Annotated in this window: 14 protein-coding genes and 1 pseudogene; 7 read left to right on the plus strand and 8 right to left on the minus strand. The window is 69.1% G+C overall.

All coding sequences use genetic code 11. The features are described from left to right. The 3 genes from AB0I32_RS03735 to AB0I32_RS03745 all read left to right on the plus strand — a co-directional run bounded on the left by AB0I32_RS03735 (position 1) and on the right by AB0I32_RS03745 (position 7790). Complete coding sequence (locus AB0I32_RS03735; RefSeq protein WP_357503010.1) at positions 1–5067, plus strand: protein kinase; 5067 nt, start codon at positions 1–3, stop codon at positions 5065–5067. Positions 5068–5103: 36 nt separating this feature from the next. Further along, positions 5104–5673 (plus strand): exonuclease domain-containing protein, encoded by a 570-nt coding sequence (locus AB0I32_RS03740; protein ID WP_357503012.1) that lies wholly within the window; start codon positions 5104–5106, stop codon positions 5671–5673. A gap of 74 nt (positions 5674–5747) precedes the next feature. After that, positions 5748–7790, plus strand: coding sequence for a SigE family RNA polymerase sigma factor (locus AB0I32_RS03745; protein ID WP_357503014.1), 2043 nt, complete (start codon positions 5748–5750; stop codon positions 7788–7790). Positions 7791–7973: 183 nt separating this feature from the next. On the opposite strand, the gene AB0I32_RS03750 is transcribed toward AB0I32_RS03745, so the two are convergent. The 3 genes from AB0I32_RS03750 to AB0I32_RS03760 all read right to left on the minus strand — a co-directional run bounded on the left by AB0I32_RS03750 (position 7974) and on the right by AB0I32_RS03760 (position 9220). Then, complete coding sequence (locus tag AB0I32_RS03750; RefSeq protein ID WP_357503016.1) at positions 7974–8225, minus strand: hypothetical protein; 252 nt, start codon at positions 8223–8225, stop codon at positions 7974–7976. A gap of 88 nt (positions 8226–8313) precedes the next feature. Then, positions 8314–8847: a flavoprotein gene (locus AB0I32_RS03755; RefSeq protein WP_357503018.1), complete on the minus strand. Its 534-nt coding sequence runs from the start codon at positions 8845–8847 to the stop codon at positions 8314–8316. Between the two features lie 10 nt (positions 8848–8857). Continuing rightward, positions 8858–9220: a hypothetical protein gene (locus tag AB0I32_RS03760; protein WP_357503020.1), complete on the minus strand. Its 363-nt coding sequence runs from the start codon at positions 9218–9220 to the stop codon at positions 8858–8860. On the opposite strand from AB0I32_RS03760, the gene AB0I32_RS03765 reads away from it, so the two are divergent. Beyond that, positions 9219–9344, plus strand: a complete 126-nt coding sequence (locus tag AB0I32_RS03765) for a hypothetical protein (RefSeq protein ID WP_357503022.1) — start codon at positions 9219–9221, stop codon at positions 9342–9344. The two genes, AB0I32_RS03760 and AB0I32_RS03765, sit on opposite strands and share 2 nt — an antisense overlap. Positions 9345–9358: 14 nt before the next feature. Here the strand turns inward: AB0I32_RS03765 and AB0I32_RS03770 are convergent, their stop codons facing one another. The 4 genes from AB0I32_RS03770 to AB0I32_RS03785 all read right to left on the minus strand — a co-directional run bounded on the left by AB0I32_RS03770 (position 9359) and on the right by AB0I32_RS03785 (position 11986). Continuing rightward, a complete protein-coding gene (locus tag AB0I32_RS03770) occupies positions 9359–9853 on the minus strand; it encodes a hypothetical protein (RefSeq protein ID WP_357503024.1) in 495 nt (164 codons plus the stop codon). Positions 9854–9887: 34 nt separating this feature from the next. Further along, positions 9888–10178, minus strand: a complete 291-nt coding sequence (locus AB0I32_RS03775) for a hypothetical protein (protein WP_357503026.1) — start codon at positions 10176–10178, stop codon at positions 9888–9890. Between the two features lie 27 nt (positions 10179–10205). Next, positions 10206–11312, minus strand: coding sequence for a N(5)-(carboxyethyl)ornithine synthase (locus AB0I32_RS03780; RefSeq protein ID WP_357503139.1), 1107 nt, complete (start codon positions 11310–11312; stop codon positions 10206–10208). A gap of 281 nt (positions 11313–11593) precedes the next feature. Continuing rightward, complete coding sequence (locus tag AB0I32_RS03785; protein WP_357503028.1) at positions 11594–11986, minus strand: hypothetical protein; 393 nt, start codon at positions 11984–11986, stop codon at positions 11594–11596. A 257-nt stretch (positions 11987–12243) separates the two neighbouring features. Between AB0I32_RS03785 and AB0I32_RS03790 the strand changes: the two genes are divergently transcribed. The 3 genes from AB0I32_RS03790 (at position 12244) to AB0I32_RS03800 (ending at position 25541) form a co-directional block, all read left to right on the plus strand. After that, positions 12244–15984 (plus strand): LamG-like jellyroll fold domain-containing protein, encoded by a 3741-nt coding sequence (locus tag AB0I32_RS03790; RefSeq protein WP_357503030.1) that lies wholly within the window; start codon positions 12244–12246, stop codon positions 15982–15984. A gap of 70 nt (positions 15985–16054) precedes the next feature. Beyond that, positions 16055–23011, plus strand: coding sequence for a polymorphic toxin-type HINT domain-containing protein (locus AB0I32_RS03795; RefSeq protein ID WP_357503032.1), 6957 nt, complete (start codon positions 16055–16057; stop codon positions 23009–23011). Positions 23012–24683: 1672 nt separating this feature from the next. Continuing rightward, positions 24684–25541 carry a pentapeptide repeat-containing protein gene (locus AB0I32_RS03800; RefSeq protein ID WP_357503034.1) on the plus strand — a complete coding sequence of 286 codons (858 nt, stop codon included), beginning with the start codon at positions 24684–24686 and terminating at the stop codon, positions 25539–25541. 496 nt (positions 25542–26037) lie between these two features. Here the strand turns inward: AB0I32_RS03800 and AB0I32_RS03805 are convergent. Then, positions 26038–26355, minus strand: a pseudogene (locus AB0I32_RS03805) (NUDIX domain-containing protein); the annotation flags it as partial. Positions 26356–26403 lie beyond the last annotated feature (48 nt).

A 26403-nucleotide genomic window follows, 5' to 3' on the forward strand; every position in this document is an offset into this window, starting at 1 on the left:
ATGCCCGCTGCCGAACGGACCTCCGACTGGCGGCCCGGCGAGGTGATCCTGGACCTCTACGAGGTGCTCGGGAAGACCAAGGGCGGCATGGGCGTGGTCTACCGGGTGCGCCACCGGGACTGGGGGATCGACCTGGCGGTCAAGGTGCCGCGCACGGCCCTCCTGCGGCACTCGCCGGAGTCCCTGCGCAGCTTCGAGGCCGAGGCGGAGACCTGGGCCGGCCTGGGCGTCCACCCCCACATCGTGAACTGCGCGTACGTGCGCCGCATCGAGGACACCCCCGGCGTCTTCGCCGAGTGGGCCCCTGGCGGCAGCGTCGCCGAGGCGGTCGGCTCCCGCCGTCTGTACGCGGACGACCCGCTGGGATCGGTCCTCGACGCGGCGATCCAGTCGGCCTGGGGCCTGGCCTTCGCCCATGCGCAGGGCGTGGTGCACCAGGACGTCAAGCCCGCCAACCTCATGCTCGGCGCCGACGGGACCGTCAAGGTGACCGACTTCGGCCTGGCCAGGGCGCGCCGCTCGGCAGGCGAGCCGCCGGGCGGGGCGTCCGACCTGGCGGTCAGCCTCGGCGGACTGACCGCCGCGTACTGCTCGCCCGAGCAGGCGGCCGCGGCGGGCGACACACGGGACGGCGCGGCTCCCGCCCTGACCGCCGCGACCGACGTGTGGTCCTGGGCCGTGACCGTCGTCGAGCTGTTCCTGGGCCGGCGCCCGAGCGAGTACGGCCAGGACGCCGGCGCGGCCTTCGCGGACCTGCGCAGCAGCGGCAGCGTCGACGGCCCCGCGCAGCTGCCCGATCAGGTGGCGGACCTGCTGGCGGAATGCCTCCGCGCCGACCCCGCCGAACGCCCCGCAGACATCGGCGCCCTGGCCGAGCGGCTGATCGCCCTGCACGCCGAGCTGCTCGGCCGCCCCTACCCGCGCGTGCTCCCGGCCCAGGCACGGCTGCTCGCCGACGGGCTCTCCAACCGGGCGCTGTCCATGCTCGACCTCGGACGGCCCGACCAGGCCGAACGGCTCTGGGAGCGGGCGCTCGAGGCCGACCCCCGCCATCCGCACACCGTGTACAACCGCGGGCTCCACCGCTGGCGGCACGGCAGCGCCACCGATGCCGAGCTCGTCCAGGAGCTGACGGGCCTCGCCCAGGGCCGTACCGCCCAGAGTGAGACGGACGACTGGGTGGACGACTACCTGCACGGCCTGGTCCAGCGGGAACGTGGTGACCTGGCCAGCGCCGTGTACCTGTTCGAGAGCGCGGTACAGGCCGCCCCCGGTGAGGTGGTGGCTGCGGAGGCGCTCGCGGAGGCCCGGGCGGCAGGTACGACGGCGGAGCCGCTGGACCTCGAAGGGCACGACTCCGACGTCGTGTCGGTGGCCGTCAGCGCGGACGGCGCTGTCGGCGCCGGCCTGGACGAGGGGGGCGTGCTGCGCGTCTGGGACCTCGACACGGGCGCCCGCCGTACCGCGATCCCGGTGACCGAGAACGGTGGCGCAACGGTGGCGCTGGCCCCGGACGGCTCCTTCGCCGTGGTCGTCGACGGCATCGGCTACCCGACGGTCTGGAACCTCTCCGCCCCCACGGCCCCGCTGCGGCTCGGCTCGCGGCTCCAGCGCACCCACGACGTCGTGATCACCCCGGACGGGCTGCGGATCCTCACGCTCGGGACGGACGGGCGGGTCAGCCGCTGGGACCCGGCCACCGGCTCGCTCCAGGACACGTGGGAGCCGCCGGACGCCGTCCGCGACGCCCGCCCGCTCGCCGTCGACCCGACCGGCACCTGGCGCGCCGACCTGCACGACGGCGCCCGCCTCACCCTCTCCGCCGTCGCCGACCCGGCCATCGCCGACCGGGCAGAGAGCACGGTGCTGGACGGCTGGAACACCGACCTGAGGTTCGCCTCGACGGGCGGCACCGCCCTCACGGTCGCCGACGACGGGACGGTCCGCGTCTTCGCCCAGGTCAGGGACACCCCGGGCGACGGGGACGACGTGGAAGGCCCGTGGCGGCTCACGGGCGAGCTCCGGGGCGCGCGCTGGCCGGTCCGGCCGAGCGGCGACGGCCGGTTCGCCTTCGGCGGCGGCGCCTGGTGGGACCTCGCCGGAGGGCGGTGCCTGCACACCGGCACGGACCGGGACGGGCTGGTGGCGCTCGATCGGGCAGGCACGGTCGCCCTGGCCGCTCTCGGGAACAGGGTGACGGCGCACCGCAGGCCCGACTCGTCGTTCGTGGCGCCCTGGAGCTACACGCGTCCGCGTGACTCGATAGCGCTCTCGACCGAGTCCGACTCGGCGAGCCGCGCGCTCGACCGTTCGGCGCGCCTCGCCGCCGTCGGGCAGCTCCAGGAGGCGGCTCGGGTGGTCCGCGCCGCGCGCGACCTTCCCGGCCTGCGCCGCGACCCCCGGCTCACGGAGCGGTGGCGCGCCCTCGGCGCGCGGGCCCGGAGGCTGCGCCTGGCGGATGCCTGGCCCGTCAGGGAGCTGCGGGCGCCGTCCGACCAGGACTGGCAGCTGGGCATCGCGGCCGCGAGCCGGCTGGCGCTCGCCCACAGCCCGCGGCACCGCACGCCCTGGATCGTCGACCGGTGGGCGCCCCGGACGGCCGGCCCGCTGCGCTACCACGCCGGACCCGTCACGGCGGCGGCGATCAGTCCGGACGGCGCGGTCGCCGTGTCCGGCGCGGCCGACACGCGCGTCGTCGTGTGGGACGCCGCGCGCGGCTCGATGCGGTACCTGGTCGAGGTCCACAAGAGCCCGCCGCTGGTCATCGCAGTGGACCGGCACGCAGCCATGACCGGCTCCGGCGCCGGCGAGGTGGGCATCATCGACGTCGCCCAGGGAGGGCTGCGCGGGTTCCGCGACGCGCACGCCGGTTCCGTGCGGGCCCTCGCGATCGCCGACGGCGGCGAGATCGGCCTCTCCAGCGCCGAGGACGGCCGGATCTGCTCGTGGGACCTCAGGTCCGGCGCCCTCCTGCACGCCCTGCAGCTCGACGACGCCTGGGCGCACCGGGTAGCGCTCAGCAGCACCGGGCACCGCGCAGTGCTCTGGACCACCGACGACGAGCTGCGCCTGTGGAGCCCGCGCAACGGCGCCACTCTCGCCGTGCTGAGCCAACCCCGCGGAGGGCGGCCCACGACCACCGCCGCGCACTCCAGGTACGTCACCACCTCCGAAGCCGTGGGTGCGGAGATGTGGGACCTCGACCGGCAGGGCGGCAGGGTGGCGGTGAGCGCCGACGGACGATGGGCGCTCACCTTCGATCGCGCGCGTGCCCCGCGGATCTGGGACCTCGACTCCGGGCAGTGCACGATGACACTGCAGGAGAAGGAGTTCGGCGTCACCGCGCTGGCCGTCACCCCCGACTTCGGTCTGGCGGCGATCGCGGGCCTCGACGGCATCGACCTGTGGGACCTCGCCACCGGGACGCTGCTCCGGTCCATCGACCCGGGGCCGGGAACGGTAACGGATATCGCCCTCGCGCCCGACGGCTGCGCGATGGTCGTCTCGGACGGCAGCGGCAGGCTGCGGGAGTGGGCGCTGGACTGGGAGCTCGAGCTCCCGGAACAGGGCGACCCGCTCGACGTCGGCTCGCACGAAGGTGCCGTGCCCGCCGAGACCGGCGCCGGCCCGGAGACCGGGACCGACCTGCGCCTCGGTGACGAGGAGGAGCACCTCGGGACGCCGTGGCTGCGGCTGCTGGACACCGAGCTCACCCGGCGAGAGCTGCGCCGGCAGGTGGAACGGACGCTCGTCCACGCGGCAGACCCGGAGGTCGGGAGCGACCGGTCGGCCGACGCCGCGGCGATCGCCCGGGCGGTCGCCCTGCTCGACCTCCGCGCCTCCGGAGTGACCACCGAGGAGCGGTCGCGGCTCGCCGAGTTCCGGGGGCGGGTGCGGGACGAGCTGGCGGCGCTCGCCGAGACGGCCCGCTCGGCGGAGCACGCCGGACGGCACGGCGAGGCCGAGCCGCTGTGGCGGCTCGCGCTGGGCATCCGGTCCAACCTCGACGGCGTCTCGGCCCCGGACACGCGGGCCGCCGTCGCCGACCTGGCCGCGTGCTGGTCCGCGCTGGGGCGCGCCGACGAGGCGGCGGCGCTGCTGGACGCCGTCACCGCCGCACCCCCTCCGGTGGACGGCGGTCCCGCAGATCCGGCCGCCCTCGAAGCGGACGTCAGGCGTATGACGGACCGGCTCCAGGCCCTCCAGGCCGAGTCGAGGCGCCTGCTCGAGGACCCTGACCGGGGCCTGCGAGCGGCCATGGGCCCGGCGCAGACGGCGCTGGCGGTCGCCCGGATCAGCGCCGCCCAGGACCGGTTCGGCGCGCCCAACCTGGCTCTGGCCCTCACGATCCTCGGCGACCTGAACAGAGCGGCAGAGCTGCCGTTCGCCGCCGTCCGCTACCTCGCCGAGGCGCTCGTGGTCTCGGCGCGGGCCAAGCTGGACGTACCGCTGGTGATACCGCTCGACAAGGTGGCCGGCCTGGTCGTCGCCGCGGCCATGACCATCGACATGCCGTACGGCGCGTGGTTCCGCTCGGGCGACAACGCCGAGGTCCGTGCGGCGATCGACCCTGCTGAGCGCGCTCTGCTCCGCGAGCTGATGCACTGGTGCGACGAGGCAGGCCGGGTGTTCAGAGAAGGAGGCGCCTCGAACTGGGCGTTCTTCTGCCACAGTGCGTCGATGGTCGTCGGCGAGGTCATGCGCGAGGACGACCCCTCCTTCACGGCCCCGCTGTGCGAGACGCTGCTGACGACCGCCGACCTCAAGTGCGCCGTCGGCGACCCGGCGGGTGCAGGGCACCTACTGCGCCGCGCGATAGGCCTCGCGTACCACGACTGCCTCGCGGACGAGGAGGACGTCACGAGGCAGCGGACCCTCGTGGCGACACTCAGCGGCAGCGTGCCCGCCCTGGAGCAGCTGGGCGAGACCGCGCGGGCCCGGGCGGCCGAGGAGGCGGCTGCTTACGTGCGCGCGGAGCTGGTCGGAGCGAGGCGCGCGCGGCCGGTCCCGGACGAGGCCGTGGACCGCATCCGGGACGTGGTCGCGGCCGAGGGCTGGCGCGCCTGACCGGCGTCCCGCTCAGGCCGTTCTACGCTGCCCGTCATGCCCCACGCCGCTCTCCCTGGCCTGTCGTTCACCGCGATCGACTTCGAGACCGCCAACCCGAAGCGGGCCTCGGTCTGTGCCGTCGGGGTCGTCAAGGTACGGGACGGCGTCGTCGTGGACACGCTGGAGACCCTGGTCCAGCCGCCGCCCGGCCACGAGTCCTTCGGCAGCTTCAACGTGGCGGTCCACGGGATCACCGCATGGGACGTGATGGGCGCGCCCACCTGGGACGTCGTCTACCCGAAGGTCGCGGAGTTCGCCGGTGGGGACGCGCTCGTCGCGCACAACGCGTCCTTCGACCGTTCGGTGCTGACGCAGGCGAGCGCCGTGCACGGGATCACCGTGCCGCGCTCGCAGTGGCTGTGCACACGCGACACGGCGCGGTCGGTGCTGGACCTCCCGTCCTACAAGCTGCCCGACGTCTCGCGGGCGCTGAACATCGCCGCGCACTCCCACCACGACGCCGGAGCGGACGCGCGGCAGTGCGCGCTGGTGCTCGTCGAGCTGTGCCGACGGCTCGGCCCGAGCTGGGCGGGTCAGCTCGGGCAGCACCTCAGGACGTGGTGAGCCGGCGCGTCGGGTAGCCGATCGCCGCCAAGGCCCAGGGCAACCTTTGGCCCACACTCTCCGTAGTGGATGGCATGAGGCAGGAGAGCGGGGCGACCGTGAGCGACTTCGGGACAAGCATGCCGCCGGAGGACGGCGGGCCGCACGACGTGCGGGTCGAGGTGTCGCGCGACCGGGACGCGGAGTTCACCGCCTTCGTACGGGAATCGGGCGCGTACCTCCAGCGCACCGCGTACCTGCTGTGCGGGGACCGGCACCGTGCCGAGGAACTGGTCCAGTCGACGTTCGAGCGGGTCTACCGCACCTGGGCCAAGGTGCGCCCGGGGACGCAGCGGGCCTACGCCCGCCAGATCCTGGTCAACCTGCGGATCGACGGCTGGCGGCACGGCCGGCGGGAGATCTTCCCGGGCGACGACAACCTGCCCATCGCTGCGACGCCGGACCATGTAGGCCGTGTGGCGCTGCGGGACGAGCTGGTCCGAGGGCTGGCCCAGCTACCGGCCAGGCAGCGCAAGGTCGTCGTGCTGCGGCATCTGCTGGACCTGCCCGAGGCGGAGGTCGCCCGCGAGCTCGGCATCGCCGTCGGCACGGCGAAGGCGGCGAACTCCCGCGGGCTCGCCCGGCTGCGCGACGTGCTCAGGGCGAGCGCGGAGGCCGTCGAGCCCCCCGAGCTCGACGAGAGCGTCGTGCTCGACCGGAGCCGCGCCGCACTACGACGGCGCCGGACTGGGCAGGCAGTGGGCGCCGCATGCACGACCCTGCTGCTGGCGCTCGGGGTGCTGACCCGCGGCCCGGTAGAGCTGCCCTGGGTCGGGCCCGTGGTGCTGCCGGGCGGCCAGCTCATCACGTCTCTGTTCGACGCGGGACCCACCGACGGGCTGGGACCCCACCTCGGGCCGGGAAACACGCCGCTGGAGTGTCCCGGGCGGCTGCCCGACCCGACGCCGACCCGCGCCGCCGAGCCCGGCGACGACATCGGCCCGCTCGATGACCCAGTCATGGTCGACGCCGCCGACACTCGCGCCCTGACCTGCCACGACGTCAACGTCGAGGCAGTCACGGGCGGCACCCTCGATGGTGTGGGGCTGCCGGTCACCGCCAACGGAGAACCGCTGCCCGAGCCCCATGGGATCGCGCACACGGGCAAGATCTGGCACTTCAGCTACGCGGAGCTTCTCGACGACGACGAGGAGACCGACGCCGCGTACATTCAGACGAGGACCTGGGCGGGCAACGCGTCAAGGTCCGCGAGCAGCCTGACGCACTACCAGGGCAGGAGGGTGTTCCCGACCGGGCTCGCGGTTACCGGGGATCGTGTGGTCTGGAGTGAGCGCGCGGCGGAGGGCACGTCGCCCCGCAGGAGCTTCCTCCGTACGGAGAGCGTCTCCGGCGAGAGCGTCACCACCCTCATCGATCCTCTGGTCAGCACGGAGGAACGGCTGTGGCTACTCGCCACCACCGAGGACCGCGCGTTGTGGACTGCTGGGGCCACTCGCGACGACACCCGCTTGTTCGCCACCACGCACGACGGCGACGGCACACCGACGGAGCTCGCGGAGGGAGTTACGGCGCTCGCGGCGGACGACGACGAGGCGGTGGCCGCCGTCCTGGTCCCTGGTACCGGCCCGATCCGCGTGACGACGATCCGGCTGTTCGACGACCTGGCGGGCGGGGGCAGTTTCGGCACCGATCTCTTCGAGATCGAGCACGCCTCGTCGGCCGAGGTCACCCAGCTGGCCATCTCGGACGACGTCATCGCGTGGACGGTCGTGCCCGTCGGCGGTGGAACGGGTGCCCTCTACGTCCACGACCGGCTTGGTGACGGCGACAGCGTCGTGCAGCTCCCCGACGGCATCGTCACCGACCTCAGCGCGTCGGGCAGCCTGGTCTCGTGGACCAGCAGCACCGACACCGCGGCCGAGAGCCCGGCGGACGTGTCGTACCTGTACCGCGCCACGGCGTCGGCCTCCGGCTACGACGGTCCCGACCTCGCGCGCTTCCCGGGCGGATCGGTGACGGCGAGCCTGGCGGGCGACCGCACCGCCTGGTTCGAGGAGGCCGGTACGCGCCAGTGGCTCGTGGAGGGCGCGATCGTCCCGGTCCTGGAGCGTGGCTGAGCCGGCTTCGCCCATGGAGCCGAAGCCCGAGCCCCAGCCCGGGTCCGGCTCCAGCCCGAGTCCGGGCCCAGCCCCGGAGCCGGGTCCCGACCCGAGCCGTAGCCCGGGCCTCTACCCTGATCGGAGCCTACGTCGGAAGCCCGGCTCTTGGCCGGTGTGGAGCAGGTGAAGTCCGGGTGAGCCTCAGGAGACGCGCAAGGTCGGGCCGTCGACGTCGACCGGCCCGTGCGCGGCCGGGTGCTCGATCTGCAGGTTCACGGTGCTGCGCGACGTCGGGATCACAGCGAGCTGGGCCTCGTCGCCGCTCGTGTTGATGGCGCGCACGTGGAGGTGCCCGTCCTTGAGCTTGAGCGCGAACTGGTGGGCCCCGGAGATGAAGCGCACCTCGCTGTCGTCGGTGATCACGGTGGGGCCAGAGGGCAAGGTCTTCGGCATGCGTACAGCATGCCTCGCGTGGCGAGGAGCGCTCGCCGACGCCCACGGTGTGACACGTGCGGGAGCTCTTTGCGACCCGGGGTCTGGCCTACGCGTTCGCGGGCGGGAGCGTGTCGAGGATCTCCGCCCACGGGAAGTCGTCCGCTGCGTCGTCGCCCGACTCGTGCGGCTCGCTCGGGCCGATCACGACGTGCACGCCCCACTCCTTGAGGGTGGCAAGACTTCCCTGGTAGGTCGGGTGGTTGGCGAACCTGGCGTTGACGTAGGGCCCGACGGTGACGGGGATGTTGCGGCCCACCTGTTCGGCCAGACGCGTCAGGACATAGGTGTCGGCGATGCCCAGTGCCCACTTCGTGACCGTGTTGTAGGTGGCCGGCGCCACGATCACGGCGGCAGGGTCCGGGAGCGAGTACCCGACAGTGGTGTGGAAGTCGGTTCGCACCGGACGGCCCAGGACCGCAGCGATCTGCGCCACCACCTCGGGGAAGCTGCGCGCCGCCTGATCGGTGGCGAGGACGTGCACGTCCCAGCCTCGTTCGAGAGCCGGTGGCAGAAGGCGTGTCGGCACGTGCCGGATCGCGCCGGCACCGGCTACGACGACGTACAGCACAGATGAGCTCACGGTCCTGAGGCTACTGGTGCTTCACAGACCCCTCCTCAGTGCGGTCTTGCCCGTGTGCCAGAGGGAGCCACTCGAGCTGTCCGAGCATCGGTACGTCGTCAACAGACCCCACTGCGGCCAGGGCGTTGTGCCGCACGTACACGGCGATGCGCCCGTCGTGGTCACAGTGCGGACATTCGCACAGCCAGGCGTCGACGACGACGTACGACGCAGCGGGATCGCCGACATCCCTGTTGCGACCCCAGCGCAAGACGTCGCCCAGCTGATAGCGGTACTGCCACACCGCGCCGTACCGGAACTGGATCTCCCGTGGCGCGACAGCCTGGCAGGAAGGGCAGGCGACGGTCACGTCGAGCGAGTTGAACAGGCCCATGTCACTCCGCGATCTGGCCGCGCTCGGCGAGCTGCGCGCCGAGCGGATCCAGAGCGAGGGCGCACGCAGCCGTGTCCTCGTCAACGGTGAGGTCACGCTGCCCGACGTGCTTTCGGTCGGGTGACAGGACCGATCGCACTATGTGGCGCTCCCAGACGATGTTGGCGCCGCTGACCCGGGATCGCGAGGACTCTGCGGACCTGCTTCTCCACGCCACCCCGCCGTCAGGTCGCGCGCGACCACCGTGATGGTGCCGCCGCGGAATACGAGCTCGTGACTCACACCATCGGCGTGGGGTAGCAGCTCGTCGACGAGCAGCCCACCGTCTTGGTCGCCATCGAGCTCGATGCGGGACACACCGTCGTACCGCAGGACGAATTCAGGCGGAGCGCCGCCATAACCCGCGAGAACCAGGGTGCCCACCAGGCCGTCGTCGGTGAAGCGCGTGGACAGCTGGTCGAACGACGCACTGCGGGGGCACCACTGGTGCGTGAAGTTGTAGTGCTCTGCGTCGAGCGCGAAGGCTCGGGCGCTGGGCGGCAGCTCGTCGGCATGCGCGTCGAGCCACGCGAGGTAGGGGCGGACGTCGGTCGTCGTCCCGCCGTTGGAGAACTGGACGGTTGCGTAGCGCACGGCCGGAGTTTCCCACGGCCCCAGTACGTTCGAACTACGAATTTGGGGTCACGTCGACAAGCGACCAGCGCGGGTAGGGGGCCGCAAGAGCCGGTGCGAGGAGCTTGGCGGCCGCGCCGCCGTCCTCGCCGGGCATTCCCAAGGTGAGCATGTCGAATCGGTTGGTGACCACATACTCGCCCGACTCGGTACGAGTGAGGGCCCAGTGCTGCCGGAAGGCGCGTTCCTCGGCGGCCGTGCCGACGTCCACCCCCGAGGCGCTCTCGGTCCCCACGAGAGTGAGCAGCTTCCGCGTCTCGAGGGATACGACCGTGGTGAGCCACATCGTCGTGATCCCTCGAGGGCGCTGCAGCTAGGCAGCCCGAGGGTGCGGGTAGACCGGCTCGCGATCCTGGAAGCTCAGGATGCTCGGGTTCTGGATCACGCCGTCGTGGATCTCGATGGCGCGCGAGATGGTGAGGTCCTCCGCCCACGCGGCCGGCCCTTCCATGACCGTGCGCAGGAACGGCAGGGTCGCCTCGCTGATCTCCCAGGTGGCCGAGTTCCAGAGATACGAAGGGCTGTGGTCGACGGCGTAGTAGTCGACGTCTCGGCCGACCTTGAACATCGGCTCGTCGAACGTGGTGGGCCTCGCCCAGTCGAAGCCCATGCCCTCGTCGCACGAGACGTCGATGATCAGCCCGCCTGCGGTGAAGCGCTCCAGGTCCTCGGTCCGCAGGTAGGTCAGCGGCGCGGCGACGTCCTGGAGGGTGCAGTTGACGACGATGTCGTGCGACGCCAGGAACTCCGGCAGCACGACGTTACCCGTCGTCGTGAGGACCTCGCTGAGGTGGGTCGGGCCCTCGTCGGTGTTGAGCTGGGTGATGTGTGCGGTGTGGATCGGGGAGCCGACCGCCGCGACACCACGCTGCGTGAGGACCTGGATGTCGTGGATCCCGTGCGCCTTGAGCGCGGTGACGGCGCCCCGTGCCGTGGCGCCGAAGCCGATGACGACCGCGCTGAGCCGCGGCCCGTAGTCGCCGGTCGAGCCGACCAGGCTCAGCGCGTGCAGCACGGAGCAGTAGCCGGCGAGCTCGTTGTTCTTGTGGAAGACGTGCAGGCTGAAGTCGCCCCCACGGGTCCAGTGGTTCATCGCCTCGAAGGCGATCAGCGTGAGCCGGCTGTCGATCGCCGTCTGTGTCATGCCGGCGTCCTGCACGCAGTGCGGCCACCCCCACAGGACGCGGCCCTCGGGGATCGCTGCGACGTCGGCCGCCTGCGGCTTGGGGAGCAGCAGGACGTCAGCGGACCGGAGTACCTCGGAGCGTTCCGCGACCCTGCCCACGCGCGACTCGAGGTAACCGGGTTCCAGCCGGAAGTCGGCGCCGTAGCCACGCTCGACCACCATCCGGGCGCGCAGGTCCGGGTCGATCCGGTCGAGGTGATGGGGGTGGATCGGCAGTCGCCGCTCGTTCTCCATCGAGGAGCCCGCGAGCAGCCCGAGAGTGAGCAGATCGCCGCTCGGTGATGAGCTGCTCGACGAGTTGGTCGGGACAGCGGGGGAAGGCTGAGTGGCGTCGGAAATCGTGATTCCCATCATCGGGGAACCGAGGTCGGTTCCTCCTTGACTGTACGCCGGTCTCCGAGGGCCCCGTCGACGGCGAACCCAACACACTCCCCGCCATCACCGGCGTGTCGCATGCAGTGTGTAGGGGTGGCCGGTTCACTGCCTCCGACCTGGACTACCGGCCGCCAGGCCGTTCACACGACAGGACCAAGGTCGAGCTGGGCTCGCCAGTCCTCGAGACCTTCCAGTGCCGGCACCACGACCTGCTGCTCGGCTCGGGGGCCGGTCGGCGGGTTCGAGCTCGGCCTGGGCACTGCTCGCTTCCCGAACACGGCGTCGTGAGCGGTGACGACAGGGCCGGCGTTGTCCTCGAGCCATGCGCCGAGGGGCGTGGGGTTGAGCCGACCGTTCTCCCAGGCGAGGAGGGTGCCGTCCGGGAGGCCTTGAAGTCGGGCGAGCCGGTCACCGAGCTGCTTGACGTTGCTCTTCAGCGAGTCGGGTGACAGGCGTGCTGCCCGCGCCGCGCCGCTCCACGTTCCGTGGGTCCGCGCGAGCAAGTACAGACGCGTCCTGTAGATGAAGTCCATGATCCCCCTCGTGCCGGCAGGTCTTGCCGTGGGTGATGCTGCCTAGCCGTCACCTGCACGGTCAAGCAAAAGAGGGGTGAATTAGAACCGGTATCAAGTAAACGCCCATTACGGGACTGCTCGACACCCGGTCAAGAGCACGCCGTCTTATCTCACCCGGCTTATTCGCCCCCTCCTGCGGATGCCAATGATCGTGCATGCTCGGCCGTGCAGGTCCGGCTTGTCCAGCCGCCGGGCGTTACAACGAGGAGCTCGAGATGTATCCCCCGGTGCTCGGCAAGTCAGCCCTGGCAGTGCGACGGACGTCCGTACCAGCGAGGGCCGGAGCTGCTCTGGCCGGTCTGGTGGCCGCAGCGGTCGTCCTCGCGTCCGCCGTGTCCGCGGCGCCGAGCCAGGCGACCGAGGCACCGGTGGACGACGTGGTGACCCAAGAGAACGTGGTGAGCGGGAACGCGATCGGCAAGGCTCCGGATCCCACCGAGACGGACCCCGCAGAGGTGGCGGCTCTGACCGAAGCCGCGGAGACGGGCGACCTCGTGGAGATCACGTCGCAGCGCGGCGAGTCGCGGGAGGTGTACGCGACCCCGGGCGGCGACATCGAGGTGCGCGAGTTCGTGGTGCCGAGGTGGACCCGCGGCGACAACGGGTGGGTCGCTGTGGACACCACCCTGGAGCCGTCGGCGGAGGGTGTCGCGCCGGTCGCATCGATCTCTTCCGTGGTCTTCTCCGCCGGCGGCGAAACGCAGCCCCTGGTCTCCATGGAGCGGCACGGCAGGGTGCTGGAGTGGACCTGGCCGGCGCCGCTCCCTGAGCCCGCGCTCGACGGGGACACGGCGACCTACCGCGACGTGATCGAGGGCGTCGACCTGCAGATGAAGGCGACGGAGGACGGCTTCGCCTCGTACCTGGTGGTCAAGACGCCGGAGGCGGCTGCGTCGCCCGAGCTCGACGAGGTCACGTTCGCGATGGACACCCAGGGCCTCGAGGTCGGTGTCACCGCCGACGGAGTGCTCGAGGCGACGGACGCGAAGTCGGGTTCGGTGGTGTTCGAGGCGCCTCCTGCCTCGATGTGGAGCGCGGCACCGGATGAGGGCGCTGCCACCGCGACGGCCTCTCGTTCGACGAAGACGTCGAAGACGACGAAGACCGCGATGACGGCGATGACGAGCGCCGAGAGCGCCCCGAGCGGCGAGGGCGAGGTCGCGCCCGTCGGCGTGGAGGTGTCGCCGGAGGGCGATGAGCTGACCCTCGTCCCGGACCAGGACCTGCTCGATTCCCCCGGGACGACGTTCCCCGTCACGATCGACCCTGCTGTGTCGGTGCCGAGGACCTCTGCGTGGACGAGCCCGAACGAGTCGTTCCCCTCGACGTCGTACTGGCAGTTCAGGGGTGAGACCACCGCGGGGCTGGGTACCTGCACGGGATGGGCGGACTGCCCGGGTGGGTCGACGTACCGGCTCTTCTACCAGTTCGACGTCTCGAGGTTCAAGGGCAAGGAGATCGGCTCGGCGACCTTCCAGGTGCCGAACACGCACTCCGCGGTCTGTGAGAACCGCGAGGTGCACGTCTACCAGACCAGGTCGATCTCGTCGCTGACCAGCTGGAACTCGCAGGCGGCATCCGGGTTCTTCAAGAAGCGGGTCGCCACCGAGTCGTTCAACTACGGCGGCAACCAGTCGGGCTGCAAGAGCGCAGGTGACGCCGAGTTCTCGGTCAGGTCCCTCGTCCAGGAGGGCGCTGACGCAGGCTGGAACCAGGTGACGCTGGGCATGAAGGCGGACTCCGAGTCCGACAAGAACCACTGGAAGAAGTTCGGTCGGGCCGCGTACCTGCGCGTCAGCTTCAACACGGTGCCGTTGCAGGTGTCGCGGTCGGCGCTGTCGTTGAAGTACGGCGGTTCGTGTGCCGACACCTCGGCCGAGGACCCGATCCGGATCCGGTCGGTCGACGGCAACGAGATGCGGGTTGCCGAAGGGGCGGTCAAGGACGCGGACCCGAACGAGGAGGTGCGGGTCGAGTTCCAGCTGGAGCGGGCCGACGGAACGCTGATCGACAGCATGGTTTCGGGATGGGCCAAGCGAGGTTCCTACACCACGGCCTCCATCCCGGCGTCGAAGATCCCGGAGAACCAGCGCATCCGCTGGTCCGTTCGAGTGCAGGACCGCAAGCTGGACAACTCCGGTCCGGCCTCGTCGAGCCCGTGGTCGTACCCGGGCTGCTTCTTCATCCTGGACACCAAGGCGCCTCCCGCTCCGACCATCGTCTCGCTCAACGACGAGTACCCGGAGCCGGACCCGTCCGATCCGAACGACATGCCGCACGGCGGCGTCGGCGAGTTCGGGTGGTTCGACATCGCCTCGGCGGCGTCGGACGTGGCACGGATCGAGTACTGGTTCGGGGACGGCGCCAGGACGTCGGATCCGGGTTCGAGCGTGCGGGTCGCCTATCTGCCGCTCGATCCCGGCCAGCACACTCTCTATGCCCGGGCGTACGACGCGGCCGGCAACAAGCTCAGTACCCCGACCGAGTACGCGTTCCGGGTCAGCTACGGACGCAACCCGGTGGGCAACTGGACGTTCGACGACGAGGCCGCAGGACAGCAGGCGCCGTCGCCGTACGCCCTGCGCGGGAACGCCGTACGTATCGATCCGGAGACTCGGACGCCTGTGGTCGACCGGGCCGAGGGTGACGCTCTCGAGCTCGATGGCGCCGGCGACTACGTCTCCGGTGTGAACGCGACAGGGGCTCCCGTAGGCATCGTCAACACCAAGTACCACTTCTCGGTCGAGGCGTGGGTCCGCCCCGACACCTTGCCCGCCGGTTCAGGGATGTCGTTCGTGGCATCGCAGCCGGGCGAGCGGCAGCAGGGCTTCCGCCTCTACTACGCGGGTGCCGAGGGCGAGTGGTCGTTCTCCCAGCACAACGACGACGTCGAGGGTTCCTCGGGGCCTCGGGCGATGAACCCGGCTCCTGTCACGCCCGGCAAGTGGGTGCACCTGCTGGGTGTCCATGACGGGCACCGGGACAAGCTCGTGCTGTACGTCAACGGGGTTCCCGGTCCGGAGATCACCCTCGACTCGCCGTGGACCTCGGCGGGGCCGGTGACGATCGGCGCCTCGAAGTACGGCAGCGCCTACGGGAACTACTTCGACGGCCTCATCGACTCGGTGCGCACCTACGACCGGGTGGTCACCCCGAACGAGGCGGCCGCACTGGCGACACGGCTGCCGCAGGTCAAGGCACGGTGGAACTTCGAGGGCGCCGACATGCAGCTCGACACGGCGGGCAAGGCCGTGCTCGCCCACGGTTCCAGGAACCCGGCCGGGGCACGGGTGGGGCCGAGCCTTACCTTGCCCGCCGGCGCGACCCAGAGCGAGGACTTCTCCGGGAAGGTCGACGTGTCCGCGTTGAACCTCGGATCTTCGGCTGCCGCGTACACCGACCTGAACGCGGTGCCCGTGACGCTGGACGAGTCGTTCACGATCACCGGGTTCGCCCAGGCGGTCGGTGCGCCGACCTCGCCGTCCACGGTGCTGTCGGTCTCGGGTTCGAGCGAGTCGGCACTGGTGGTGCGCTTCGAGCCGGGCCCGGGTGAGGACGAGGCGACGGGCGGAACCTGGAACCTGTACGTCCGTGAGGCGAACAGCAGCACGGGCGAGCTGCACAAGGTGCAGTCGGGGGAGGGGGCGTCAGCCACGGAGTGGAACCACTTCGCGGTCGTCTACGACGCACCGCGGCAGACCGCCCACCTGTACGTCAACTCGACCTCCAGCGAGGACATCGGTGTCGGGCGGACCGCACCCGGTGCGGTGCCGTTCACGAGCGTGACGCGCCTCAACCTGGGGCGCGGGCTGGGCGGCGGGGCCTGGAACAGTTTCTGGGCCGGCGGCCTGGACGACGTGTGGGTGTTTAAGGGTGCGCTGAACCAGACCCAGATCCGTTCCCTGGAGAACGGCACCCCTGGGCTGCCCACGAAGGTGCCAGGGGCGACGCAGTGAGCCCGCGACGGGTGAGCACGGGCACGAGCAACGGACCGACCACGACGGATACGAGCACGGGAGTTCTGGGATGACGGTCCGGGTGGTTGGACGTACGCGACGAACGTGGCAGACGACGGCGTTCGCGCTCACCGGTGCGCTGCTGGCGGCAGGCTTCGTGGCGGTGCCGCCCACGGCCGCCGGCGACACCGGTGACAGGGTCAGCGACCCCGACCCGGGCGTCATCGTGCACGGCAAGGACGCGGGACGGCTGAACCCGTCACCGATCAAGAAGGCGACGCCGCCCGAGCCCGGACCGGCCGACCTGCCTCCCGGCGGGGCCGGTGTCGTCGAGGTCGCCCCGGCCGCGGCCGCACGCGAGAGCGCGCCGCGGACGGCGGACACCGAGGTCGGCGGCCTGCCGGTCGGCGTGGCGCACCGGGACGGTGCCAGGCTCGACAAGGTCGACGTCGAGGTCGTCACGGCGGACCGCCCCGGTCGTGAGGGCGCTGCCGACGTCCTGGTCACCCTGGCCGCACCGGCAGGCAAGCAGGCCAAGGCGTCCGGCCGGGGGACCGCGTCAGCGGCCGGCGGGACGAGCACGGTCGACGTCGCGGTGGACTACTCCGCTTTCGCGGGTCTGCGGGGTGGCGCGTGGGACCAGCGCCTGACCCTCGTCCGGTTGCCCGCGTGCGCCGTCGACACCCCCGAGAAGGCGAGCTGCCAGGTCGGCGAGCTCGCGGCAACCACCAACCGCACTGCCGACGACACCCTCGTGGCCCAGTCCGTGCGCATGCCGGCCGACGGCTCGCCCGTGGTGCTCGCCCTCGCCGCCGACACGTCGAGCGGGTCGGGCAACTTCGGTGCGACGCCCCTGTCGCCGTCGAACACCTGGTCCACCGATCTCCGCTCCGGATCGTTCTCCTGGTCCTACCCGATCACGGTGCCCGACGTACCCGGGTCCTTCGTCCCGACGCTCGGGCTGTCGTACTCCTCCGGCGGGGTGGACGGCAGCGTCTCGACGTCGAACAACCAGGGCTCCCTGGTCGGCGACGGCTTCGACCTGTGGCCCGGGTTCATCGAGCGCAAGTACAAGTCGTGCGCTCTCGACGACGTGAAGAACGCCGAAGGACGCGCGATCGGCGACCAGTGCTGGGACTACGACAACGCGTTCATCTCGTTCAACGGCGCCGCCGGCGAGCTCGTCCCGACCGGCACGGCCAACACCTGGAAGGTGCAGAACGACGACGGCACCATCGTCGAGAAGCTGACCGACAGCGCGCGCGCCAACGGTGACAACGACGACGAGTACTGGAAGGTCACGACCGACAACGGCACCCAGTACTTCTTCGGTTACCACCGGCTGCCGGGATGGGCGTCCGGCGATCCGGTGACGAACTCCACCTGGACCGTGCCGGTCGTCGGTGACAACTCGGGCGAGCCCTGCAGCACCGCCACCGGCAAGATCTGCAGTCAGGCCTGGCGGTGGAACCTCGACTATGCGGTGGACGCGGCGGGCAACAAGATCACCTACCACTACACCAAGGAGAACAACTACTACGGCAAGCTCGGCGACCCTGCCGCCGGCACCGCGTACACGCGTGGCGGCACGATCGCCAAGATCGACTACGGCATGCAGGGGACCGACCTGGTCGGCACCGGCGCGGCGCAGCCGCTGGGCCGGGTGAGCTTCTCCTACGGCGAGCGGTGCCTGAGCGACGGGTCGGGGCAGTGCACCAACATCGCCACACTGCCCAACGGCTGGCACGACGTGCCGTGGGACCTGAACTGCGCCTCCGGCAGCACCTGCGACAACGGTCGCACGTCACCGTCGTTCTGGACCCGCAACCGGCTGACCGGGGTCAAGGCCCAGGTGTACGTCGCCTCCGCCTGGAAGGACGTCGACTCCTGGGCGCTGACCCACGAGTGGGGCACCTCCAGCTCGGCCTACCAGCTGCTCCTGAAGTCGATCAGACGGACCGGGCACACAGGCCCCACCGGCGCGGTCAGCGCGAGCACGCCGCCGGTGAACCTGTCCTACATGCCGATGCAGAACCGGATGGACCGGGACGGCGACGGTATCGACCCATTCTTCAAGATGCGTCTGTCCACGGTCGTGGACGAGGTCGGCGGGCAGGTCAACGTCACCTATTCCGCGACGGCCTGCAACCCCTCGAACCTGCCGTCGCCGCAGTCCAACACGACGCGCTGCTTCCCGACCAAGCGCAAGCCTGGTCCGGAGCTGGAGCCGGTCATCGACTGGTTCAACAGGTACGTGGTGGAGTCCGTGGAGACCGTGGACCGCACCGGGAAGGCGCTGCCGACGACGACGGCGTACCAGTACCTCGACGGTGCGGCATGGCACTGGGACGAGTCCACGGGCATGATCCCCGCCAAGGAGAAGACCTGGTCGGACTGGCGCGGGTACGGGCACGTCCGGGTCTTGACGGGTGAGTTCGGCAAGCCCGCCGCGCAGACCGATCACTGGTTCCTGCGGGGCATGCACGGAGACCGCGACGGCAGCGGTGGCACCAAGACCGAGGTGATCACCCTGGCGGAGGGCGAGGGCGACCCGATCACCGACCAGCCCTACTGGGCCGGGTTCGCGTACAAGACCGCCACGTTCACGGGTCCCGGCGGCGACGTCGTCTCCAAGAGCGTCAACCGCCCCCGGTGGAACCAGACCGCGGTCAGCGCGCGTGACTGGGGAACGATCCGCGCCGGGCACTCCGGGGTCGGACGAGAGACCGGCTTCCAGTCCATGGACGACGGCGGATCCCCGTGGCGGATCACCCAGACCGACACCGGGTACGACTCGGAGTACGGCCGTGTCATCAAGGTCTCCGACCAGGGCGACACGTCCATCAGCACCGACGACCTCTGCTCGACGACCAGCTACGCGACGAACACCGGCTCGAACATCCTGGGCCTGCAGGCCAGGCACCAGACGTGGTCGGCCGGCTGCGATGTCACGCCGACGGCCGCGCAGCTGATCAACGACGTCAGGTACGCCTACGACGGGCAGAGCTTCGGAACGGCACCGACCAAGGGCAGGATCACGCGGACGGCGGACCTGGCGCGCGTGGACGGCACCACACGCCACTACGTCGAGACGTCGGCGACGTTCGACACCTACGGGCGTCCGCAGAGCCTGACCGACGTCTCGGCCAACCTGAGCGCGCCGTCCAACGGGAACGGGGCGCTGAGCCGGACGGCCCGGACCGACGGGCACACCTCCACCACCGCGTACACCCCGGCGACGGGCTTCGCCACGCAGATGACCGAGACGACGCCGCCCGCCACGCCGGGGAACGCCGCCACGGCCCTCACGACCACCACGGTGCTCGACCCGGTTCGTGGGACACCCACGAGGGTGACCGACACCAACGGCAAGGCGACGAACGTCGCCTACGACGCGCTGGGACGCACGTCGAAGGTCTGGCTGCCCGACCGCCTCACGTCCCAGACGCCGTCGTCGGAGTTCACGTACCGGATCAACGGGACCGATGCGGCCGCGGTCGGTACGACCGTGATCAACCACAACGGTGACCAGCGCACGTCGTGGGCCATCTACGACGGCCTGCTGCGTCAGATCCAGACGCAGCAGCCCGGCCCGACCGTGGACGGCAAGCCGGGAATGATCGTGGCGGACGTGCAGTACGACGCCCGTGGGCTGGTCTCGCGGACCTACAACCCCTACTACACCACCAGCGCGGTCGGCGGCCGGCTCTTCGACCCCTACAAGCAAGCGGTGGTCGACGGGCAGGTCCGCACGAGCTACGACGGGCTCGGGCGCCCCACCCTGTCGCGGCTGATGGAGGGTGACGGTGACGGCGGCGCGGTCAAGTCGACCACCCGCACGATCTACCACGGGAACAAGACGACCACGATCCCGCCTGAGGGTGCCACGGCCACCACCACGGTGACCGACGCGCGAGGACGCACGGCGGAGCTGCGACAGCATCACGACCGTGCGTCGGCGGCACCGACCGACACCACCGGTTACGACCGGACCCGGTACACGTACACAGGCCGGGACGAGCTGGCCACCGTGGTCGACCCCGCGAACAACAGCTGGGCGTACACCTACGACCAGCGCGGCCGCCAGACCAAGACCGTCGATCCCGACTCCGGGGCCACGACCACGGTGTTCGACGACTTCGGGCGCGTGGTCTCCACGACCGACGCCGAGAACCAGACCCTGGTCAACCTCTACGACGGGCTCGGGCGGAAGATCGAGCAGCGCGAGACCTCCGCGACGGGTGCACTGCGCGCGTCGTGGATCTACGACACGGCTCCCGACGCCAAGGGCTACCTGGCGCAGTCGATCCGGTACGACGGGACCAACAAGTACATCAACAGGGTCCTGGAGTACGACAACCTGTATCGGGCCGTACGCAACGTGGCTCAGATCCCGGCCGTCGAGGGCGCGCTCCAGGGCAACTACATCACCACGACCAACTACGCGGTCGACGGGTCGCTCGAGGGGATGGGGCTGCCGGCTGCCGGCTCCCTGCCCGGCCAGAACGTCGCCTTCGACCTGGATGCCGACACCGGTAAGACCACCGGGGTGCTCGGGCCGAACGGCATCACCTCCAACGTCACCTACGACCACGTGGGCCGCCTCATCGGTATGAAGATGAAGGCCGGTGTCGGTGAGCTGATCACCAGCAACTACTCCTACGACTACACCACCGACCGGCTCACGGAGTTCACCGCGGACCGTTTCCTGCAGCCAGGGATCGACCGTTCGGAGAGCTACCGGTACGACGACGCCGGGAACATCACCTCGCTCGAAGACGTCTCGCGCACCGGTACGGACATCCAGTGCTTCGACCACGACTACCTCGGGCGCATGGTCGACGCGTGGACCCAGACCACGGCCGGATGCCGGGCCGACGGTCAGGCGGCGGCGGACGCGGGCCTGATCAGTGGGTCCGTCGCGCAGTACTGGCACGAGTACACCTACGACAAGGCAGGATCCCGGGCCCAGGAGATCCAGCACTCCGCTCCTGGCCAGCCGACCAAGACCCGTACGTACCAGTACGGCGCCGCGCAGCCCCACACCGTCGTCGGTGTGACGGAACAGATCGCCGCCTCCGGATCCAACCCGGCGGTCACCGCGCAGGAGACCTACACCTACGACCGGACGGGGCAGACCACCAGTCGCCAGATCGGCGGGGACACCCAGACCCTGACCTGGAACCCCGAGGGACGGGTCGAGACGGTCGAGAACGCCGACGGGACCGGCGCCGAGTACCTCTACGACGCCGACGGCAACCGCCTGATCGCACGCAACACGACAACCGACCAGGCCGGCGCCGAGACCACCAAGTCGACCCTGTACCTCGGACACACCGAGGTCACGGTCAGCTCGGCCGAACCGACGACGGCCAAGGCAACGAGGTACGTCGACGTCGGTGGCGGGCACACCGCGCTCATCGACAACGGCGGCAACGTCACCTTCGTCCTGGCCGATCACCACGGCACCGGACAGCTGAGCATCGATGCGTCGGACATGGCGATCAGCCAGCGCCGCACGACTCCGTTCGGTGTCGAGCGAGGCGCCGGAAGCGTCGGACCCGGCCAGTGGGCCAGCTCGCGCGGCTTCGTCGGTGGGTACGACGACCGTGCTGTCACTGGGCTGGTCTCTGTCGGGGCCCGCGAGTACGACCCCGACCTGGGCCGGTTCATCAGCCTCGACCCGATCATGGATCTGAGTGATCCCCAGCAGATCCACGGGTACACGTATGCGTCGAGCAACCCGGCCAGTGTGTCCGACCCGACCGGCCTCATCGAGTGGGACAACGGGACGCCCGGGTCCGCACCTCCGGAAGCGTCCGTCGAGAGGGCGAAGGACGGTGGTAACTGCTACCAGAACTGCACCGAGGCGGGTTCGTCGCGGGGGCCTGGTGTGACGGTGACGGGTGGCGGTGGGTCGGCGACAAATACTGGTGACTCCGGTGCGGCCACGCAGGGCCCTACGGCCGAAGAGATCGCCCGTGCCGAGGCCATCCAGGACAAGACGGTCATGGATGTCGCTCTCGAGCTCGGCTGGGAGCTGCTCAAGGACTTCGTTGGCTACAACGACTTCATGGGTTGCCTCAATGCCGACATCTTGGCCTGCGGCATGCTCATCATCGGTATCACGCCCTGGGGCAAGGGCGCGAAGGCGATCAAGGCCGGCTGGAAGATCATCGAGGGGGTCGAGACCCTCTACGCGAAGCAGAAGTGGGCTCGTAGGGTCGTAGCGCAGGTCGACGAAGTTGCGGACACAGCATGCAAGGGCGGATCGTGTGGCATTCCGGGAGGCTCATGCTTCGTTGCTGGCACGCTGGTCCTCACCGAGGCAGGGCCTACGTCGATTGAGGACATCGAGGTCGGAGACAAAGTCTGGGCCAGGGACTTGACCACCGGTGACGATGTGCTTCGGGTTGTCGATAAGACGTTCGTTCGGAATACCGAGCACCTTGTCCACCTCACGGTGGACGGTGCAAAGTTGTCGACCACCGCTGAGCATCCATTTTGGGTGGATGGCAGAGGCTGGGTCGACGCTGGAGACTTGAAGCCCGGCGACGTGCTCGTCACTCCGGACGGTGTAGCGACGCTCGATAGAAAGCTTGTCGAGCAGCGCGGCGAGACCGTCTACAATTTCCGGGTCGAGGGACTGCATAATTACTACGCCCTGGCTGGCGAAACGCCGGTGCTGGTTCACAATGCTAACTACAAGATCCATGCGTCTGTGGCATACGGAGATTGGGGCAATAAGGGCGCTCACGTTCACATTGGCAGAAACGAGGTTCGTATCTTCCCGGACGGGAAGGGGGGTATCGGCGGCAAGCCGATTCGCCTTCGGCACGGGTCGGCCAGCGACGGCGAAGTCAAAACTGTACTGGCTGAGATCGACAAGAACCCCGCACTCCGCGAAGACATCATCGCCAAGGCGACGTCGGCCCGAAACTCGATGAATGCTGGCGAATATGGAACGCAGGTTAACCGGGCGGCGGAGATGCAATTTCTAATTAAGGCGCTAGAGAAAAAGAAATGAGCGCACTATCGCTATGCGTTGACTTCATAACATCTGGTCAGATTCTTGGCCAAGGGATGGATTCAACGACCGACTCCTGGGACGCGGCTCTTGGGGACCCCGAATGGCCACTCGTTGATGTCGATCGGCGTCGAATGCGGAGAGACTTCGGCCTGATCGAATTAGCGTTCGAGCGGAGAGCCGCGGACTGGGCCTGCGTCCATATTGCCGTCCAGGCACATCGTCTGCGCGGCGATCTAGAACTCCTGATACCGCCAGGGATCGACAGGGAATATGGTCCTATCGAGACAGTGATAGCGTACTCTGATGTCCTGGAGGCTATTTCATCAAGAGGCTTTCGTGCGAAACTCATGCCTGATCGCGACACTGCGATGTACTCCCGATACTGGTTTGAGGAGAATGGCACCATTGTTGCTGTCCAGGGCCCAGGCAACGAGTCTCCCGGTTCGTTGTGGGCAATTGGTAGGGCGCGCGATGCCACCAACTGGAGCCAGGCACGATGATGTCTCGGTGGCATTTGGGTGTTGCGCTCGGTAAGGCTGTCGGCCTTCGACATGGTGACAGAGGGCCATCGTGTGAGGGGTGCGGCCTCGTCCACCAAGGTGGCTGGCTATCGAGCCCAGAGCTGGCAAGAAGAACGTCGAGGCGACACCTGATGCCAGCCCTGCAGCGGCAAGGAATCACGGTGTGGGACCGGTGGCTTGCGGCCCGTTAGCGAGGGCGAGACGGACCATGACCGCGGCTGACTCGGTACACAGGAACGGCCGCCGAGGCACCGACGCGGCCGACGACGGAAACCGAAGCGCGATGCATTGTGACCAGTAATAGTGTGCCAAGCGTGCGCATGGACTAACCGAATCGTGCCTCGCACGAGCTCCCGCAGCGGGTTGGACAGTCCCCCAGGCGAAACTTGCCGCGGAGGGCGTTCTCGGTGCTGACGCCATCACGTTCACGGTGATTGCCATGTTCGCCAGCCCGGCTGCCGAGATCGCGATCTTCGGGCTGCTATTCACATGAGTTGGCCGCGGCGATCGTCTGGGCGCGCTGTCGCGATCAGTTGAGAACGGTGTCTCCTTCGGTGCCTATGCCAGGCATCTGCATTTGTGAGGGCGTCGACGAAGGAGTCTGACTCGTGGGGCCCTACGCAGAGGGCGGGATGTGGCAGCTAGGACAGGCAGGGCACCGGCTTGGTTGACGGTGCCGGTGGTTCGTCGCAGGCGCTGTGAACGACTGTTGGCGCGCGTCCCATCGCGGCTGAGCGCTCCGCCCAGACCAGCATGAAGCGTGGCGCGAGCTCAGGAGGCTTCTGTGGGCGTACATCCCTCCTGAAAGTTCATCCTGCCGAGTCGCTCACGCAAGCGGCAGAATGTGTGCCACGTTCCGCTTGTTCGAAATGACGGTCCGGTGTGCCATCCTCGAGGTATGGATATCGATCGTGAGATCGCCCACCGCTCCTATTTTGCGTGATTTCCCAATCTTCCATCCAACGGAAGAAACCTGAACCGAGACATTGTCTAGTGGCGTCGCTCGCCAGGTCTCTGTCATGGTCACCCAACACCAAGGAGACGCATTGCGATCAGCGCGGGACACAAGTGCGAGAGTTGGGCGGCTGGCCGGTACTCCCCGACGCGGCGCATCGGCGAAACCGAGGGAGCTTTTCAGGAAATCCCCCGTGCGTGTCACTAAGAGGTTCGTACGCGAATCCATGCACGTCAAGAAGTACGACATATTCGTTGAACTTTTAATCGCTATTGGTATCGGTGGATTGGTGACTCTCGGGTTCACGACATATCAGAACAGCATTGAAGCAAATAGGAGTGAGCGGGCTGAGATGCTCGCGGACGTCGCCTACATTCGTGAGACGCTACGCGACGGTGGCCCGAAGTTATTTCACAATATGAACTTGCGCGATGCGAACCTCTCAGGTCTGGACCTCGGGTGTGACATCGCTTTCCTTCACAACGGTGTCCCAACCCCCGGCGGCCCATCAGCAAATGACGATGTCGACACTGCAGGAGATGAACACTGCGCAGACTTCTACGGTTCGGACTTCACCGGCGCAGACTTGAGCGGTGCCGATTTCACGGGTGCTCAAATGAATCGGGTCAATTTTGCGCCAGGCCACACGGAGGACATCATACTTACGGCCGCGGAGCTTTCCGGTGCGATCGATGTCCTAATCGCTCGGGCAGATCTTCGAGGAGCAACACTCGCGGGGGCCTTCTTGCCGCACGAGCACCAGGCGGAAGATAGTTCGGCGCTGATCGTCCAAAGCGACCTCCGGGGAGCAAGGTTCCGCATCGAGGAACATGCGAACCTGACAGTCTCGATCGCGTCAAGCGACATATCTGCTGTTCATTTCGACCAAGGGGTCGATGGTCACCTCGGGAACTGTGAAATACCAGTATCGGACGAATGTGCGCCGCAGCGAGGCTTGACCGGTGCCGGTGCCGGTGTTCGTGCTTCGGGCGGCCTGCACTTCCCGCATAGGCTCCAGCAGGCATTCAATGAGTATTGGTCCGAGAGGTAGACCAAGACAATTCCGAGGGCCGGGCCGGTGTTCGCCGCCTTCTCGGATTCGAACGTGCCGATCGGATGGCGCACGCCGTCTGGCCCGGTGTACCTGGCTCGCCAGCGGTTCGGGCCGCGCTGCCTGACGTTCCCGTAGGTGCGGCGGATGCTGCGGCAGGGGCGCTTGGTCATGCTTCAAGGTGCGCGCCGCCAGAGGAGCGTGCTGAAGGATCTGGGGCTCAATCGGTGAGTCGAGGGTTCGTCATCGCGCTCACACCTGGATGTCCAGGCCGGCTAGGAGACCGCCATGAGGCCACCGAGAGTTTCAGAACTCAGCGCATCCCTGGTCTGGATGAGCCCTGCGATTCGTGTCAGGGCAACTCACTCGATAGGGGCTGCCTCTTCGGCGCCCGTCGGTTCGCCGATCTGTTTGGCGCCGTAGAAGACGAAGACATCGTGCGGCGTGTCCACCATCTCGGGCATCGCCTGAAAGGCCGCGACCGGACGTCTCTCACCACGGGGCTTCCACCCGTCTCCTCGATCGTCTCGTGTACAGCAGCAGCCTGTGGCGTCTCGTCGTTCTCGACGGTCCCACCCGGGGCATCCCAGCCGATCTGGTCTGTAGTGAATCGGTGGCGCCGCATGAGCGGCACGTTTTCGCTGGCGTCATTCAAGACGATCGCGGTGGACTCAGGCGGAGCCGCACCACGTGGTGCCAGAATCGGTGGCCGTCGGGCGGTTCGAGAGGACTGCGTCGCCCAGCTGGCTGAGCGTGCTTGCGGCGAGGAGAACGAGCCAGGCGCGGGGGAGACATGCCCGTGACCCTGAGGGATCGACCGGGTCGATGGTCAACGACTGCGCGGCGGGGGGCGAGGCTGTGG

This window comes from Promicromonospora sp. NPDC050249, from assembly GCF_040656015.1.
Lineage (GTDB): Bacteria > Actinomycetota > Actinomycetes > Actinomycetales > Cellulomonadaceae > Promicromonospora.

Coding starts and splice junctions, on each gene's coding strand:
- AB0I32_RS03735 (WP_357503010.1), top strand. CDS start 1: ATGCCCGCTGCCGAACGGACCTCCGACTGGCGGCCCGGCGAGGTGATC.
- AB0I32_RS03740 (WP_357503012.1), top strand. CDS start 5,104: ATGCCCCACGCCGCTCTCCCTGGCCTGTCGTTCACCGCGATCGACTTC.
- AB0I32_RS03745 (WP_357503014.1), top strand. CDS start 5,748: ATGAGGCAGGAGAGCGGGGCGACCGTGAGCGACTTCGGGACAAGCATG.
- AB0I32_RS03750 (WP_357503016.1), bottom strand. CDS start 8,225: ATGCCGAAGACCTTGCCCTCTGGCCCCACCGTGATCACCGACGACAGC.
- AB0I32_RS03765 (WP_357503022.1), top strand. CDS start 9,219: ATGTCACTCCGCGATCTGGCCGCGCTCGGCGAGCTGCGCGCCGAGCGG.
- AB0I32_RS03760 (WP_357503020.1), bottom strand. CDS start 9,220: ATGGGCCTGTTCAACTCGCTCGACGTGACCGTCGCCTGCCCTTCCTGC.
- AB0I32_RS03775 (WP_357503026.1), bottom strand. CDS start 10,178: ATGTGGCTCACCACGGTCGTATCCCTCGAGACGCGGAAGCTGCTCACT.
- AB0I32_RS03780 (WP_357503139.1), bottom strand. CDS start 11,312: ATGGAGAACGAGCGGCGACTGCCGATCCACCCCCATCACCTCGACCGG.
- AB0I32_RS03785 (WP_357503028.1), bottom strand. CDS start 11,986: ATGGACTTCATCTACAGGACGCGTCTGTACTTGCTCGCGCGGACCCAC.
- AB0I32_RS03790 (WP_357503030.1), top strand. CDS start 12,244: ATGTATCCCCCGGTGCTCGGCAAGTCAGCCCTGGCAGTGCGACGGACG.
- AB0I32_RS03795 (WP_357503032.1), top strand. CDS start 16,055: ATGACGGTCCGGGTGGTTGGACGTACGCGACGAACGTGGCAGACGACG.